Origin of the sequence: Curtobacterium sp. 18060, assembly GCF_902706105.1 — a bacterium.
In the GTDB taxonomy this organism is placed as follows: Bacteria; Actinomycetota; Actinomycetes; order Actinomycetales; family Microbacteriaceae; genus Curtobacterium.
On record NZ_CACSJV010000104.1, the window covers coordinates 1 to 1,944 of the forward strand.

A 1,944-nucleotide genomic window follows, 5' to 3' on the forward strand; every position below is an offset into this window, starting at 1 on the left:
GTCCCCGACTACCCGCCGCAGCAGGACCTCCTGCCGCCGGCCCCGACCTCTCCGACCGTGCACACCGTGCCGTTCGACACCGCCGCCGTGGCCTCCGCACCGGCCCCGGTCTCACCGATCGACGCCGCTCCCCGCACCGCACCGGCCCCCGCACCGTCGCCCGTGCCCTCCGCCGGACAGCCGCGGTTCTCCGTGCCCGGCCTGGAGCACGTCGTCGTCGAGGGCACCGAGCCCGAACCCGTCGGTCCGATCGGCTTCCGCACGCCCCGCCGCTTCGCCCACCAGCAGGCCGCCGCCACCGCCGTGACCCCGGCACCGACCCCGGCGTCCGCCCACGTGCGCTCCTTCGACGCGCTCCTGCGGGCGCCGGTGTCCACGGCTGCACCCGCGGCCACGAACGCCACCGTGCCCACGAACGCACCCGTGGCGGAGGCGAGTGCGTCCGTCGGGGCCGAGCCGGGCCTCCCGACCGAACTGCTCGACCAGCCCGTGGCCGCAGCCGCCCAGCCGGAGCCGCGCCGTGCACTCGGTGCGACGCCCGGGGCGGTCCTGGGCGCCGTGGCGGGCATCGCGACGCTCGGACTCGCGGCCTGGTGGTTCACCGCGCCGGCGACCGTGCACGGTGTCGGCGTCGTGCTCGGACTCCTCGCGCTGGTGGTGTCGCTCGTGACGCTGCGCGACCGCGCGGCGACGTGGCAGCGGCCGGTCGCGCTGCTCGGCGCCGTGCTCGGTGGCGTCGGAACGCTCGTGCTGCTGTGGGCCGTCGCGTCGGCGCTGCTGCCGCTCGCCGGGGTGACGCTGCCCGACCTGACCGGGACCGGGACGACCCCGACCCTCGCGCCGTAGCCCGGTCGTCCGTCTCCGGGCCGGCCCTCGTCCGGCGCGGTCAGACCGCGCGGACGACCCCGCGCGACAGGATCGCGTTCGTCAGGGCGTCGATCGGCTCGCGCTGCACCGTCGGGTTGGCGATGAGGACGTAGTCGACCGCCGGCAGATCCGGCAACCCGAGCCGCTGCGACACCTTCACCAGGTCGGCCGGGATGAGCGAGTGCGGGAACACCGCCACGCCGATCCCCGCCCGCACCGCCGCCAGCACGCCGTTCACGTCGCGGGTGTTGCAGGTGATCCGCCAGGTGCGGCCCGCGGCCTCGAGGGCGTCGATCGCCATCTGCCGGCTGATGCTCGGCGCCTGGTACGCGATGAGCGGCACGGGCTCGTCGCGTTCGACCGCGATGCCGTCCTGCGCCATCCACACCATCTGGTCGGTCGCGACCCGGGTCCCCTCGGCGGACTCCCCCGCGGTCTGCTTGATGAACACCAGGTCGAGCTGCCCGGCGTGCACCCGGCGCAGGAGCGGTGACGACTGGTTCACCGTCAGCTCGAGGTTCACCTGCGGGTGCAGCCGCCGGAAGTCCCGGAGGATGCGCGGCAACTGCGTGATCGCGAGGTCGTCGGCCGCACCGAACCGGAGGCGCCCACGGGTCGCCGACCCCGAGAAGTACGCGTCCGCGGTGGCGTGCGCCGCGAGGATCGTCCGGGCGAAGCCGGCCATCGCGTCGCCGTTGTCGGTGAGGGTGACGCCACGGGTGTCGCGGGCGACGAGGGTGCGGGACACCGCGGTCTCGAGCCGCCGGACGTGCTGGGAGACGGTGGGCTGGCTGATGCCGAGGCGGGCTCCGGCCTGCGTGAAGCTCTGCGTCTCGGCGACGGCCAGGAAGGTCTGCAGCAGGACCGGATCGAGCACGGGCACCTCGTTCGTTCGTGCGAGTGTCGCGCGGTCGTTCGCGCGGTCATTCGCGCGGTCATTCGACATCGCAATGGATTGATAGCCACCATAGGGGTGTCGAATGGCGCGGGGCCACGTAGTTTCGTTGGGGTACCAGATCCGCAACGACGTCCGGAGAACCCCTCACCGTGAGTGCGTCATCGACGACCCTCCCCCCG

General features: G+C 74.1%; 1 protein-coding gene and 1 pseudogene. One reads left to right on the plus strand and one right to left on the minus strand.

Annotated elements, in window-relative coordinates; genetic code table 11:
• Positions 1 to 846 (plus strand): annotated as a pseudogene (locus GVL05_RS19735) (hypothetical protein); the annotation flags it as partial.
• A 40-nt stretch (positions 847 to 886) separates the two neighbouring features.
• Here GVL05_RS19735 and GVL05_RS19740 read toward each other — a convergent pair.
• Positions 887 to 1,744 carry a LysR substrate-binding domain-containing protein gene (locus tag GVL05_RS19740; protein WP_123292823.1) on the minus strand — a complete coding sequence of 286 codons (858 nt, stop codon included), beginning with the start codon at positions 1,742 to 1,744 and terminating at the stop codon, positions 887 to 889.
• Positions 1,745 to 1,944 lie beyond the last annotated feature (200 nt).